The organism is Bradyrhizobium sp. cir1 (genome assembly GCF_014198245.1).
GTDB lineage: Bacteria > Pseudomonadota > Alphaproteobacteria > Rhizobiales > Xanthobacteraceae > Bradyrhizobium.
In genome coordinates this window covers 173,927-186,602 of sequence record NZ_JACIHE010000017.1, presented here as the reverse complement: position 1 = coordinate 186,602, position 12,676 = coordinate 173,927, and the positions used below count along the sequence as shown (strand labels likewise).

Here is a 12,676-nt window from a genome sequence, read left to right as displayed (position 1 = left end):
CTCGGCTGTCAGTTCAGGGCGGTTCATGTAGCCCCGTGCCACCCCCGCCCCGCCAATGTAAAGCTCGCCCACCGCGCCGAACGGCACGGGCGCGCCATGGCCATCCAGCAGGTATACCCGCGTGTTGGCGATTGGACGCCCGACGTGAGGCATCTGGGGCCAACATGACGGATCGGCTGCAAGGTGGTGCTCAGAAATGACGCTGATTTCCGTGGACCCATATTGATTGATCAATCTCGCGTTCGGGTGTGCTTCGAAGAACGCCCTAAGCAGTGGAGTTGCCTGCAATCTCTCGCCGGCTGTATAAAGCTCTCTTAAAGAGGGCAGCTGCACGCGCTGCGTGCTCCAGACTTCCACAAAATGATTCAATGCCACGAACGGGAGGAACAGCCGCTCGATCGCCTCCCGCTCTACAAATTCCAATAGGTCGGAGAATCGCCTCCGGGTCTCTTCCCGCACGAGCACAAGCGCTCCGCCGTCCTTCCAACAGATGAACAATTCCTGGCAGGACACATCGAAGTTCAGGGTCGCGAATTGAAGTGTGCGCAGTTTTGACGTGCTAATCCCCGCAAGCGAATTCACAAGCGCGCCATGGGACATTTCAACGCCCTTGGGGATTCCGGTTGAGCCGGAGGTATAGATAACATAGGCAAGATAGCGCGAGGTGAGGCCAAGCGTGCCCGGGTCCGGGTTCGAAGCCGGACGCTCGGCCCAAGGCGGGATCGCCGTCTCCAGATCGACCACCGTCACATCGGCCACGGCTTCGGCGCCCAATGCGGTTCGACCGGCGACATCACAAAGCAGCAGTTTCGGTTTTGCGTCGTCGACGATCTGCCGCAGTCGCGCTGACGGATAAGCCGGATCTAGCGGCAGATAGGCGCCGCCAGCCTTCATGATCGCCAAGACACCAACCACCATCGCAAGGCTGCGTTCCAGGCAGATCGCCACCGGCGGGTCCGGCTTGACCCCAAGCTCGATCAGATGATGCGCCAGCCGGTTGGCCCGCGCATTGAGTTCGCCATAGCTCAGTCTCTCCTTCTCATGGACCACCGCCACCGCTTCCGGGGCCTTTTGCACTTGCGCCTCGAACAGCTCATGGATACATCGCTCATACGAACAAGGCGCCGCCGTCCGATTCAACTCCTCCAGTAGATACGCGCGCTCGTCAGTCGGCAGAATGCCGATTCGGCCGACAGGCTGCCCCGCATCGTCCATCACGCCGCGTAACAAAGCTTGCAAATGCTGCGTCATGCGGTCGATCTGCTCGGGCGCTAATCGAGCGGCATCAAAATGCCAGCGGAAGCTCCCATCCAGAGCGCGAACCTCAAAGGTCAGCAAATCGCCGCATAAGGCTTGGCCAGCCTTGTGGCTCGTCGACAGATCGTCGGCGCCGGAACAGCTCTCTTTCGTGATTGCAATGCCGATCGGCCAAGGCTGGCGTGCCCGTAGTGCCTCCACTCCTCGCAATGTCGGGCAGCGCGCGATAAGATCCCGAGTATAGCTAGCGTGCGTCCTCAGCTGCGCGACTTCGGCCGCTACGATTTTGCGCACTTCTTCAAAATCGAGAGCAAGCTCAATGCAAACATCCATCGGCACGACGGAGGCGATTAACGCCTCGACGAGTTTACAGCCAGCTTGCAATCCATCCCATGCAGGTTTCCATCCCAGTTGAAATTCGGCTTCCCCCGTCATCCGAGCGAGATAGATCAGCCAAGCCGTTACCAGATATTCCGACCGATCTTGTGGGGACAATTTAGCCAGAGCGCTTGGGCTAAACCACGAACTCGACTGCCATCGAGAAGGCGCCGCAGCCACGGACGATGACACGAAAGGAGGATGCAATCTTCTAAACTGCTCGAGCCGCCGTCGCCAAAACTCCTCCCCTCGCGCAAGGAGTTCATGTGCGGCAGATATGCTGTGCACCTGTTCATCGCTCAAGTTCGGAAGGCGACTTCCTTGATTCACGCAAATCGCTCACACGTTCGAATCTATTTTGGGGCTTAGGCTGGTCTGCATTGATGTGGCGAGACCCGCCGAAGCAGATCACTCAATTTTCCTGCCAACCTTCCGCATCACCAAATATGATGCGGGCGGTATCGCAGCTGCCACTCGACCGCGTCAGAGTTCTGGTAAGCGTTCGCATCGACCGACTGCTCCTCTATGGCACTCTTTAGAGGATTACGCATTTATCGTGCCAAAGGTGAAATCGGGTGCAATCAATGCGATAGCCACAGCGGTGCTATGTCAGCTATCCAACAGCGTCGCCAGACATCGTACAACTGAGCGCGCTATCAATCGGCACAAGCCTTCGCCCGCGCGGTCTTCCGGACAAGGAAAAAGGGACCTGGAATACCAAAGTAATTTGTCAGCTCAGCCGAAGCGCATCGCGTGCGCCTTAGTAAAACCTGCACAAACACTTTTTCTAAGTCCGAGCGTGCGATACGAGGCAGTGCTGGATCGCTCGAGTAAATGTTTCTCGCAATTAGCGGCAGTCATGTTGGATTGGCGTTTCTTCGCATCTCTCAATATGTGGATCCTGCCGGGTCGTCGAGCTTGTGGCGCTCGGTTCCGGCGAGGGGCGGGTTGAAGATGCTAACGAGGATCATGTCGTTGTTTCGTCCCCCTCGCAGGAAATGCTTGTCATGCTTGTCAAGCACATACATGTCACCCTTGCGAATGGGAAAGACATTGCCGTCCATGTCCTCGACCTCGCCCTCTCCGCCGATGCAGTAGCAGGCCTCGAGATGATTCCGGTATTGTAGAAGAGAAACGGTGTTAGCGCGCACGACGGTGTGGCAGATGCTAAAACCCATGCCGTCCTTATCCGTCAGAAGGCGGTGGCTAGTACCATTGCCCCAATCGACGAAGTGATCGGTTGCTTCGACGTCGTGCAGGCTACGCACAATCATAGTCTTCGATCGCCCGGTGCAGGTTGAAGTGATTGATCCAAAAGCTGGAGGCCTTTGTTCTGCCAGGTAACTGCGACTTCCCTGTCGCGCGGCCGACTGCGGTCTGCGTCGAAACAACCGACCGTCGGCCGCGGAGAACCTGTGCAGTAGCTCTACGGGATCGGCTACACGCAAAAGGCCTGCCATTTGCCCGACGGCGACTAGTGAAAATATCGGCGCGAGGGTATTTCGCAGGCGAGCCCGATCGGCGCTTACAAACTTGATGTTCTACCTTTCGCGTGGCGCCGCCGCTCACCTTTATATTCCCCAGAATGCTGCTGGAGATATTGCCGGCGCCATAAACTCTCTCCAGTCGCAGATTTGGCAAGTCGTTTCCTTCCTTGCTGTGCCTCTCGCCGCGAACACGGTTCCGTAGCGTCTCAGCTAGTAGAGCAAATCTCATGCCGTGGTCGCAGACCGATGAAGGATGAAGTTGTGGCGATCTCAGCTGGCTAGCGAGTGAGAACGATTTGGCTGGGCGTGTAGCTAATCTAACAAACTGCCGAGATATGGCCGAATACAAACAGGTCCGCGAGCGAGAACCGGTCGACCAGTGCGGCTTTCTGATCCGCTATAGGCAAATGCCGATACAGATTAAGCTCCTAATACCCGACCCGAATGAACTCACGTGCAGGTCAGCAGATCAGGTCCTCGGGCTAGGCCAACAGCGGGCGGACATCATCGACTATTTGCCGGGTCGCGAGCTCATGATGACGCCGTCGGCGAGAAATCGCGTGGTCCCGAATGCGCGCGTCGCTCGCGGCTCCGAGCCTAGCTTGCCGACATGTCCGCCCCCTTCGGAAGGCTAAACGCGAGCGGGAAGGTCTCGGCCGAAAGAGACAAGAGCGCGGTCTGCTCTTCGGTGAGGCGTCTTTCAATGAACTGACGGTCGACATCCGACAGGTTCGACTTCAGCAGGCGACGATAGCGGTGGATGTTGTTGCGGCGAGCACGAATGCGGGCCAGATATTCATCGAGCATCCTGGACGCTCCTGAGGTCGTCGCAATCTCTACGAAGAGATATTCGGGCGAGCATGTCGCCGATCAACGCGCGGCCTGTCATCGCAACTCGGAAGCCGTTCGGCAGGCGGATAAGGACCATGGCAGTCCGTGATATCATTCGTTCGCCTAGCCTAGCATTTTCATCGCGACGATCTGGAGCGTTTTTGGCACGCCATACGCCGTCTTTCTGCTCGGCTAGTCGCTCATACCGAGCTGGGCGCTTGTAAGGCGCAAGGAATAGTCGGCTACCCCCCGCGCGGGCCGCTTGTCGCTAGCTCACCCGACAGTATTCTCGCCCGACGAGCTGAACATCGTTTGCCGATGTGCTATACGCATCTTCGTTGAGAACAGCTTTGTTTGAGAGTTTCGATGTCTCTTTCGATTGGATTGATTGTCGACGGCTATGTGAAACTAAAAGACCGCAGCGCGCTGGAGAACCTTCTGGCGCATCGGCGGGAGCTACTGCAGCAGTTGAACTGCGTTACTGGAGTTGATCCGAAGCCAGCGATTGCTCAGGTCAGGCAAGACATCACAGTGATCGAAATGGCACTTGCGGCGCTCGCCCAGGAGTAAACAGCAACGGCGTACCGGCTCGCGTGAGTTGACGGCCTTCCGGCGCCGTACATTGAGTTCGCCCTCGTTTCCGGACGAAGGTTATTAGCGGATGCCTCACCGGTATCGTGGCGCGCAAGGGTGCTTGTGTCGGACACCTGCCGCGACAAAGCACCCGCTGTCAGCTCAAGTCCCTTCTTTTACATTTCAACGATCGGGCTCGCAGCGAGCAACGCGCCAGCCGATTCACATCGGATAACGCCGCGTCTTGGATGACGTTAGGCCGCCATCGATTTGCGACCACGATACACCTCTGCGAGCTGCCGGAACGCTCAGCCGCAGGCGCCAGGATCTTCAGCACTGTGACCTGGAGATTCACCTCAATGACAAACTATGTCCTAGATCTATCGCCACATCGTTGGTGCTCTGGAAAGAGCTTCCTGACCGATCTGTTTAAGCAGATCGGGGCGCGTCTCACCTCTGGTGGCGGCCTCCAGAATTTTGGAGGCAACGTAGGCGCGGACGCCGGCGTCATACGGTGAGACGCTCTCGCAAACCTCATCCAGGATCGTGCGCAGAAGCGCAGTCGTGGCACCGTCCAGCATTGGGAGAGCTCCCTCATACCATCGAGGAAGATAATGGGCAATTTGCTGGACCGCAACGCAAGTGCATCAGATCGTACGAGCCTCTCCGCGAGTGCGGGTCAGCCGATTTCCAGCGCGGTGCAATGTCCAGCACCTCTGCGACCGCTGATCCATTGCGCCAGCTCGCTTGATCGGCCTACTTTTGTTTTCTCGTCGGCCGTCTCGGCTTAAATTGAACCTGATGAGGCTCGGCAACGAACTAGAACCGTCCGTGCATTGGCCTGCCGCTTCCGCCCAGTCAGTCCGGCGCGCTCGGGTTTGGAGCCGATAGGTGCGTCTTGTCTGGCGACGAAATCGGGCCACCGGTGCCCGCGCTCAGTGCCCCCTTGACTCGCCCCTGGCCGCTCTGAGGGAACTTCGGCTTTATGCGGCTTACCGAGGTCGTCTGCACGATCGTGAAGTAATTTCATGGTCATGGACGTGTGGTTATTAATCCATAATCGCGCGTATTGGCAGCACACGATTTTGAGCGAACCTCCTTTGGCAAGACCCGCTTGCACGCGGATGATCTAGATAGCGACTTGCGTTTTGGACATATAGGCTTGGTTAGCTGAAGGACCCAGCACGGACGCGAACGTCGCGTGAAAATTCATCGGGGCGCCGCCGTAATGCAGGATTTGAGCGCGAGAGCGCGGCTCGTTGCATTAATCGATATTGCCATTTTGTTACAGTCTCCGCCCAGAGAAATCACATGCAGCCGGAGGGCGTCATATTCAGCGGCCACATTGTTGGGGGACATTACTGCAACTGAGCATGAGCGACGAGCGAGATGGCGTCGCCGAAACTGCCGTCGCATCTGTGAGCTGGGCGCAAGCCCTTTGTAGGGAGGGAGCTAGCAACCAGCGCACCGCTGGCTGCGTGTGAAACGCTCCGATCTGACGCCGAGGCTCGCCTCGTTCGGGGAGAGAAGCGACTGGGCTGTTCAGATTATGTGCTGCGTTTGTCGAATCGGAAAGGGAGCCACATGAATCATCTCGGCAGAAGCCATCGTCGCACAACATCTTTGATGACAGACGAACAGCACGAGCTGGAGCGCTGCAAGCAGGAGATTGCGCGCCTCAAACAGCTGGTTGTACGACTTTCTGAAATTGTTTTGCGCTACGTCGTAAAGAGCGCAAAGCGGTCGGAATGTCCCGGAGCGCTTGAGCGAGCCGCCGAAGTCATAAAACGGAAAGCGAACTCGCGCTTGGCTGTCTCGGCGGCGTGGGAGCGGCCCCGCCTCGCTCCACCCCGTCAGCGGCAGAGCCAATCTCCAGCCGACATCATGAGCTCTAGCGGGGGGCGGTTGTTCAGCACGCAAAGGGCAGTTCCGGATCACCTTCGAGAGTTCTTCCAGGATGTTGAGGATTTCAGGGCCAGCCCATCCGGTTCGACTGGTTCTCAGCGAATCCCTTGCGGATCTGGCTACGATGGCGACCAGGACAGGACTACGTTGTCGATCAACCGAGTCGAGCCGACGTACGCTGCGACACAGAGCACCGCGGCAGAGCGCAGAGGGCTCTCGGCAATCCTTAGGGTCCCCGTGTCGACAAGCTCAAGGTACTGCAGTCGATCGACCCTTTCCAAATGCTTTCTTGCAAGCGCAATCAGCGTTGCCGCGTCGCGCTCCCCTGAGGCAAACTCCTGCGCTGCGGCCAACAAGCCACGGCTGATCGCAAGGCTCCGACCACGTTCTTCCGGGCTGAGATAACGGTTGCGACTGCTCATTGCCAGCCCATCTGGCTCCCGCACGGTTGGCACGGTGACAATCTCGATCGGAAGATTCAGATCAACCGTCATGCGGCGTATCACAGCGCATTGCTGAAAATCCTTCTGTCCAAAGTACGCGACGTCCGGCTGCACCATGTTGAATAGCTTGCAGACGACAGTCGCTACACCACGAAAATGTCCAGGCCTGAAAGCTCCGCAGAGCGGTTTTGCGAGTTCGCCCGGCTCGACAAAGCTCTCAAATTGAGCCGGATAGATCTCCTCTGCACTTGGCGCGAAGATGATGGAGACCCCGGCACTGCGGCACAACGCTTCATCCCGCGCGAAGTCGCGAGGGTACCTGCTGAGATCCTCATTTGGGCCGAACTGAGTTGGGTTGACGAAGATGCTAACGACAGTGACGTCGCAGTGTCCCCGGCTCGCCGACATCAGGGCTAGGTGGCCGTCGTGCAGGTATCCCATCGTCGGAACGAATCCGATGCGCTTATCGGCATTGCGAACATCTGCAAGGGCGCGGCGCAGCTCAGCGACCTTCGTGATTACTTGCATTTCTTACCTTGATTCAGGTTGAATTGGAGGGCACCCAGTCGGCGATGGCATGCCGAAGCTGATCAGGAAGCCGATAGCACTCCTCTGAGCCCGGGAATGCACCTTTGCGGATATCGGCAGCCCAGCGCGACAGCGCCTCCTGGAACAGCTGGAAACCGTTTGTATAGGCACGAACGAATTTGGGGCGATGGCCTTCGGTAAGCCCCAAGACATCATGAAACACGAGCACTTGGCCCGAGCAATCGGGTCCTGCTCCGATCCCGATGGTGGGTATCGTGAGAAATTCGGTTGCTCGCGCTGCGAGCTCGGCAGGAATGCCCTCCAGGACCAGCGCGAAGCAGCCGGCTTCCTGCAGGCGGTGCGCGTCATCGAGCAGCCGCAAGGCGGTATCCGTTGTCCTTCCTTGCACCTTGAATCCACCCATGACGTTGACGCTCTGCGGGGTCAGCCCGAGATGTCCCATCACAGGAATTTCGCAATCGACCAAGGCGCGTACCATCTCGATGCGTTTGGCACCACCCTCGAGTTTCACAGCATCGGCGCCGCGCTGCAGAAAACCTCCTGCATTGCGAATCGTATCCTCAGAACCGACATGAAAGCTCAGAAAGGGCATGTCGGCCACAAGCAGGGCATGAGGCCTCGTGCGCGCAACAGCCTCCAGGTGATGATTCATCATGGCCACGCTGACGGGCAACGTGTTGTCGAATCCCAGGCAGACGTTTCCAACGCTATCGCCGACCAGGATGATGTCGACAATGGGATCCGCGATGCGCGCCGCGACCGCATCGTAGGCGGTCGTCATCACGACACGCCGTCCTTTATCCTTCCACTGCTGTAGTGCCGGAATGGTGACACGCTCTAGAGGCTGCTCTGAACTCTGGCTCATATTGAATCCGTTCCCCGCACACTGTCGGCGTTTCCTAGAGAAGGTGGGAGAAACCTGTCAATGGCATGGAGAATGGAGATCCCAGTTCTCTAGAACTGGAGAACTGCGCAAAAGCAGTCCAATGGTCGCGCAACCATGAGACAAGACCTTCCTCATCGCGATTTCACCACCCGGTGGCTCGTCTTCCCCTACAGTTTGAGCGACTATGCCGGCCAAAGACTCGATCGAGGAGCGGCGCTCGCGACGAGCCACCATCTGCACGCGTTTCTGGGCTGATTGCAGTCTCTCCAAACGGTGACGGCTCGACCGGGCCGAGCTGGAGCTGCGGGCAGTCGGGACTCCGTCTTTAGGGCACACACCTCCGTGCCTGCCCCTAGGGATACTCGTGGGGCTCCCGCTTCGGCGCTGGCGTGCCGAGCAAAGCGAACGGATGGCAGGCCAGGAACGTCCAAAGGTGACAGGCCGCTGTAAGCGCAGCGAGAGGCGCGGTCGAGTAGATGTCGTCGCGAAGGCGCTCAGACCGAGCCAGCCTGCTGGCCCTGTAGGCCCTGAAGTCGATTATTTTTGCCGATGTTTCTGTCACTTGATTTCCACGCGCTCTAGAGGGCCACTCGAATTGACCAGGGCCGTACCGGCACAACTCAGTCCATTCCTAAGCCGCTCGCCGCCATCGAAGCCATTTCTGATCGGCCTCCCGCCGCGCCTTGAAGCGGTTGACGCACTTCTTGGAGCAAAGGGCCGTTCGCCAGCTGTAATGGCGAATCAGCCCAAACTTTCCACCGCATATCGCGCAGCATGTGGCTGAATGGTCGAGGGAATTACGGATGTGCATTCTCGCCTCCTGTCAGACATTTACTTGGGAAGCAACGCTGCCCTCTGAGCACAGCACCACGTGCGCACCAAAGGTGCGGTCGCCCGGCGGTCCGTCTCCCTGGTTCTTGCAGCCATCAAGAGCTTGACTCTGATGTCCGGCTGCCTCGCGAAGCAGTACTTTCCGCAGAATGCCTCACCGAGAACTTGCTCAAGATAATGGATTTCTCTAATCGCAATTAACGCAATTCGCTCGACATTTCGGCCAAATTCTGCGCCTTTCTTGGCTAGCCCGCAGGATTGCTGCGGCAGTTGGATCGGGAGCGCATAAAGCAAGTGCTTAAAGCACGATCAGCCTGCGAGCCGTGATTGCTGCATCCTCGTTGCACTATCAAACGGCAGCAATACGGACACTTTCGCCTTGCAAGATCCTGTCACTGCAGACGATTGCACAGTCTCATGCATCTCACATCAGCAAGTCAGCAGCGTCACGGATAGCAGCATAGATTTCATCAAGGTCGGCCGCCGTAACGCAGTAAGGCGGCATCACGTAGATCGTGTTACCGAGTGGGCGCAACAGCAGATTCCGCGCTTGGAAGAAAGCCAAAAGCTTCAGCCCGATGTCCGCCAGATAGCCGGCATCGCTCGTGTTGAGTTCAAGCGCTGTGACTGTTCCTGTGCGTCGGACGTTTGCGAACCGTGAATCGGCGCGGAATGGCGCGAGTGCCTGTTCTTGCATGCTGGCTAAGGATGCTAGCCGCCGGCGATATTCCAGATCCTGCCATAGCTCCAAATTAGCCTTGGCAGCGGCACAGGCCAGTGGATTGGCCGTATATGAGCTCGAATGAAAAAACGTGCGCGTGCGATCTTCAGAATAATGCGCATCGAAAATATCGGCGCGACAGAGTGTGACGGCGAGCGGCAGCGCCCCAGCCGTGAGGCCTTTCGAATAGCAGGCAATATCGGGCGTGACATCGGCCTGCTCACACGCGAACAAGGTACCCGTCCGGCCCCAGCCGGTCATGACCTCGTCCGCAATGAACAGGACGTCGAAGGCTTCGCAGATCCGCTTCATCTCTCTTAGCACCGAGGGAGAATACATCAGCATTCCACCGGCGCCCAATATCAGGGGCTCCACGATAAAGGCTGCGGGATGTTCGTTTCGACACGCGTTTTCAAGCGCATCGAGCGCTATTTGCTCACGATCTCTTGCTGGGAACGGAATCGAGGTCACCTCGAACATCAGCGGCCCATAGGCCGCGCTGAAGACGCCTCGGCTACCTACCGACATCGCCCCGATCGTGTCGCCATGGTACGAGTGCTGCATCACCACAATTTGGGTTCGCTGTCTTCCGGTATTGTGCCAGTAGCCGAGCGCCATTTTCAGCGCGACTTCGACGCTGGTCGACCCGCTATCGGAGAAGAACACATACTCGAGCGCCGGGGAGGTGACCTTCAATAGTTCCATCGCAACTTGCTCAGCCGGGTCGTGAGTGTATCCGGCGAAGATGACCTGGTTGAGCTTGCCTGCCTGTTCTCGGATCGCCTTCACGATGCATGGATGGCAATGGCCGTGGGTCACGACCCACCAGGAGGAGATTGCATCGATAAGGCGTCGGCCATCTTCGGTGTAGAGATAAGTCCCCTCTCCCCGCAGCACCTTCATCATGTCCCGCTGTAGAGCATGCTGCGTGAACGGGTGCCAGATCGGCGACCTCTTGGCTATCTTCATAGGTTCAGGAAATCACTGCTGACAAAGGAGTCTTTGAAAGCCGCCTGCAGCGTTTCGTCCGTGAGGGGAACAAGCCACGGGAGCCGTCCCAACCAACGCACTCTCCCGATCTCGCAAATCGCGCTTTCAGTTTCGGCGTTTCTTTCGCCAATGAACGCAATTCCAAGGATTCGAATCTGACGCTTCCGCAGAGCCTCTATGGAGAGCAGGGAGTGATTGATTGTGCCCAGTCCCGTCCTTGCGCAAAGCACGACGGGAAGCTGCCAGCGCTCGAAAATGTCGATGTAAAGAGTGCGCGCTGTCAGCGGCACCATGGGTCCGCCGGCGCCCTCGATCACGAGTTGCCGCTCGCCGCTGTCCGGCAGTCGAAGCGTCTCTGTATCTACGCGAATGCCGTCGATCTCCGCAGAGTAATGGGGCGACGCAGGCGTCCGAAGTCGATAGAGCTCGGGGACAATACGATCGGACGAGAGGCCGCCGAGGCGGCGGACGCACTCGGAGTCGGTCTCTTGTTCGAGTCCGGCCTGGACCGGCTTCCAGTAATTCGCCCCGAGAAGGCCGGCGAGCCCTGCGGAAAATACCGTTTTGCCGACCCCGGTGTCCGTACCAGTCACAACGATCCGCTTATTCATCAAAACGAGCCCCCGTCACCTCAACCAGCGCATCGAGCATTGCGCGCACGTCCGCTTCCCCGACATTGAGTGTCAACGAAATTCGCAAGCGGGCGGTGCCTGCAGGGACGGTTGGCGGCCGAATTCCGCGGATATCGAAGCCGCGCGCCTGCAGAGCAGAGGCAAGTCGCATTGCATGAGCATTGTCACCTACGATGTACGGCACGATCTGAGAGGTCGATGGTGTGCGCAAACCGAGCGAGGTGATCTGCCGATGCGCAAACGCAACGAGTTTGGCCAGCCGTCGCTGCCGCTCCGGCTCTTGCTGCAGGATGAGGAGTGCCTCTCGAACGGCAACGGCCATCAATGGTGATGGGGCGGTGGCAAAAATAAACGGACGGCAGCGGTTGACCATGAAATCGCGCAAGATGCCGGACGCCGTAACAAGTGCACCCGCCGCACCGAGAGCTTTGCCGCAGGTATGAACGACGATGAGATTTTCGCACCTGTCATAAGGGGCCGTGAGCCCTCGTCCCTGATGCCCGTAAGCGCCTGTGGCATGAGCCTCATCCACGATCAGAAACGCGTCTTGGCGATCGGCGATTGCCACCAGCTCTTCGAGTGGAGCGAAGTCGCCATCCATACTGTAGAGACTTTCGGCCACAATCCAGACGCGGCCCGCTCCACCTTTGGTTCGCCAGTCGCGAATTGCGTCTTCGACCGACTGGGGATCATTGTGCGCGTGAATTCGACACTCTGCGCGGCCGGCCCGCGCCCCCTCGTGAATACTGGCGTGTACGAGCGAATCGAGAACGAGCAGATCGCCGCGCTGCGGCAGCGTTGTCAGGAGGGCAAAATTTGCGATGTAGCCGCCTCCAAAGAAAAGCGCGGCCTCCGCGCCAAAGAACTGAGCCGCTTCCGTTTCAAGCCGTTCATGCTCCTCGCAATTGCCGCGCAGAAGCCGCGACCCGCCGGCTCCAACCGGAGTGCCCGCCTCGAGCGCGGCGACCATCGCCTTTTTGATGCGCGGGTCGCTCCCGAGCGCCAGATAGTCGTTGGATGCGAAATCGATCCCCACGCGCGGCTTGAGGCAGCGCAGCCGTTTATCTTCGTTCAAAGCATTCAACGCTGCGACGTAGGGACTAAGTCTAGCTGTTTGGATTGACCGCATTCACCACTCCCATCGATCGCATCAAATCACGAAAAAATGGTTTGGCCGTTTAAGAAGGAAGGAT

General features: G+C 58.2%; 10 protein-coding genes. 1 reads left to right on the top strand and 9 read right to left on the bottom strand.

Annotated elements, in window-relative coordinates; translation table 11 throughout:
• The 3 genes from GGD63_RS28680 to GGD63_RS28670 all read right to left on the bottom strand — a co-directional run.
• Positions 1–1,752 (bottom strand): AMP-binding protein (locus tag GGD63_RS28680; protein ID WP_246785687.1); only part of this gene is annotated, 1,752 nt, incomplete at its 3' end.
• Positions 1,753–2,522: 770 nt separating this feature from the next.
• Entirely contained in the window at positions 2,523–2,909 is a 387-nt protein-coding gene (locus GGD63_RS28675) for an ectoine synthase (protein ID WP_183246858.1), read from the bottom strand.
• An 810-nt stretch (positions 2,910–3,719) separates the two neighbouring features.
• Entirely contained in the window at positions 3,720–3,929 is a 210-nt protein-coding gene (locus tag GGD63_RS28670) for a hypothetical protein (protein WP_183246857.1), read from the bottom strand.
• 390 nt (positions 3,930–4,319) lie between these two features.
• Between GGD63_RS28670 and GGD63_RS28665 the strand changes: the two genes are divergently transcribed.
• Positions 4,320–4,523 carry a hypothetical protein gene (locus GGD63_RS28665; protein WP_183246855.1) on the top strand — a complete coding sequence of 68 codons (204 nt, stop codon included), beginning with the start codon at positions 4,320–4,322 and terminating at the stop codon, positions 4,521–4,523.
• Between the two features lie 383 nt (positions 4,524–4,906).
• On the opposite strand, the gene GGD63_RS28660 is transcribed toward GGD63_RS28665, so the two are convergent.
• The 6 genes from GGD63_RS28660 to GGD63_RS28635 all read right to left on the bottom strand — a co-directional run bounded on the left by GGD63_RS28660 (position 4,907) and on the right by GGD63_RS28635 (position 12,612).
• Positions 4,907–5,107 (bottom strand): hypothetical protein, encoded by a 201-nt coding sequence (locus GGD63_RS28660; RefSeq protein ID WP_164939567.1) that lies wholly within the window; start codon positions 5,105–5,107, stop codon positions 4,907–4,909.
• A gap of 1,443 nt (positions 5,108–6,550) precedes the next feature.
• Positions 6,551–7,402 carry a pantoate--beta-alanine ligase gene (gene panC / locus GGD63_RS28655; protein WP_183246853.1) on the bottom strand — a complete coding sequence of 284 codons (852 nt, stop codon included), beginning with the start codon at positions 7,400–7,402 and terminating at the stop codon, positions 6,551–6,553.
• Positions 7,403–7,415: 13 nt separating this feature from the next.
• Positions 7,416–8,288: a 3-methyl-2-oxobutanoate hydroxymethyltransferase gene (gene panB / locus GGD63_RS28650; protein WP_183246851.1), complete on the bottom strand. Its 873-nt coding sequence runs from the start codon at positions 8,286–8,288 to the stop codon at positions 7,416–7,418.
• A gap of 1,276 nt (positions 8,289–9,564) precedes the next feature.
• Positions 9,565–10,830 (bottom strand): adenosylmethionine--8-amino-7-oxononanoate transaminase, encoded by a 1,266-nt coding sequence (locus tag GGD63_RS28645; protein WP_183246849.1) that lies wholly within the window; start codon positions 10,828–10,830, stop codon positions 9,565–9,567.
• Positions 10,827–11,462 (bottom strand): dethiobiotin synthase, encoded by a 636-nt coding sequence (gene bioD / locus GGD63_RS28640; RefSeq protein WP_183246847.1) that lies wholly within the window; start codon positions 11,460–11,462, stop codon positions 10,827–10,829. Before bioD ends, GGD63_RS28645 begins: the two co-directional genes overlap by 4 nt.
• Positions 11,455–12,612 carry an 8-amino-7-oxononanoate synthase gene (locus GGD63_RS28635; protein ID WP_183246845.1) on the bottom strand — a complete coding sequence of 386 codons (1,158 nt, stop codon included), beginning with the start codon at positions 12,610–12,612 and terminating at the stop codon, positions 11,455–11,457. The genes bioD and GGD63_RS28635 overlap by 8 nt, the downstream gene beginning before the upstream one ends.
• Positions 12,613–12,676 lie beyond the last annotated feature (64 nt).